The 1351-nt window shown below is 71.1% G+C and carries 2 protein-coding genes; one reads left to right on the top strand and one right to left on the bottom strand.

Going from position 1 to position 1351, the window contains the following annotated elements; genetic code table 11:
* The coding region (locus NHG85_RS19410; protein ID WP_253335388.1) for a thiamine pyrophosphate-dependent enzyme at positions 1-549 on the top strand (549 nt) is incomplete at its 5' end.
* A gap of 14 nt (positions 550-563) precedes the next feature.
* Here the strand turns inward: NHG85_RS19410 and NHG85_RS19405 are convergent.
* Positions 564-1351: lyase family protein (locus NHG85_RS19405; protein ID WP_253335387.1), on the bottom strand; the 788-nt coding region annotated here is incomplete at its 5' end.

The following is a 1351-nucleotide window of genomic DNA, read 5'->3' as shown; positions in this document are numbered from 1 at the left end:
CAGGTGGCCCGCGCGCTGAGCGACGCGCTCGACGGGATCGAAAGCCGGGTGTTCTCCGAGCTTGGCGTGCCGCTCGGCCCGCTGGAGCGGCGCGACCACGGCTCGTGGTTCCAGGAGCCGCATTCGGGCGGGCTCGGCTGGTGCTTTCCGGCGGCGCTCGGCGCGCAGCTCGCCGATCCCGAGAGGCTCTGCGTCGCCACGATGGGCGACGGCTCCTACATGTTCTCGAACCCCACCGCCTGCCACCAGATCGCCGAGGCGCTGGAGCTGCCTTTGCTGATCCTGGTGCTCAACAACGAGGAATGGGGCGCCGTGCGCGCCTCGGTCACCGGGCTTTACCCCGACGGCCACGCCTCGCGCGCCAACGAGATGCCGCTTACGGCGCTGAAGCCCAGCCCGGATTTTCGTCGCACCGCCGAGGCGAGCCGCGCCCATGCCCGTCGGGTCGAGACCGCGTCCGAACTTCCGGGTGCCCTCGAAGAGGCGCTCCGGGTGGTGCGGGAGGAGCGGCGCTGCGCGCTGCTCGATATCAAGATCCTGCCCGACTGACGGATCGGCGCGCCCTAGTCGCCGGGCGCGCCGATCTCTTCGACAGCGTCGCACAGCGCGGTGGCGGAGACGAGCGCGCGGCCCGTGGCCATCGCCATCTGGGGCAGCACCATCCATTCGAGCTGCCACGCGGCGCCCGATCGCTCCTGCTCATGCACCAGCGCCTGATGAAGCACCGCAAGCTGTCCAGCATTGAACCGCGCCAGCGTCACCAGAAGCTCAGCCATGACCGGGTTCTGCTTGTGCGCCATGGCCGAGGAGCCGCCGCCCCCCGAAAGCGAGATTTCGCGCGGGGCCTGCTGCGCCATGAGACAGACATCCTGCCCCATCTTGCCGAGCGTTCCGGTTACAAGGGACAGAAAACCCGCGAATTCGGCCACGCCGTCGCGGCGGGCCTGCCATTGCGGCGCCGGATCGAGGCCGAGCGCCTGCGCGAGATGCCGGGCCATGGTATCGCCCTGCCCGCCCAGCTCACGCCGCGTGCCGACCGGCCCACCGAGCTGAAGCCGCGCTACCCGCGGCAGGCCATGGTCGAGCCGGTCGAGATGATCTCCGAGCGGCAGCCTCCAGGCGTCGAGCCGGTGGGCCACGGTGATCGGCAAAGCCGCCTGCATCCGCGTGCGCCCCATGAGCGGGCGCGCGCCATGAGCCTCGCGCAGGCTGGCCAGGCGACCTTGCAGCACCTCGATCCGTCCGCGCAGCAGCGCGGCGGTATCGCGCAGCGTACAGGCCAGCGCGCTGTCGATCACATCCTGCGACGTCGCGCCGCTATGCACCGCGCCACTGGCTTCCCCCGCCGCCT

This window comes from Limimaricola litoreus (genome assembly GCF_024159025.1).
Taxonomy (GTDB): domain Bacteria; phylum Pseudomonadota; class Alphaproteobacteria; order Rhodobacterales; family Rhodobacteraceae; genus Limimaricola; species Limimaricola litoreus.
Note: the sequence above shows the minus strand (reverse complement) of the source record. Positions and strands in the feature narration are given on the sequence as shown.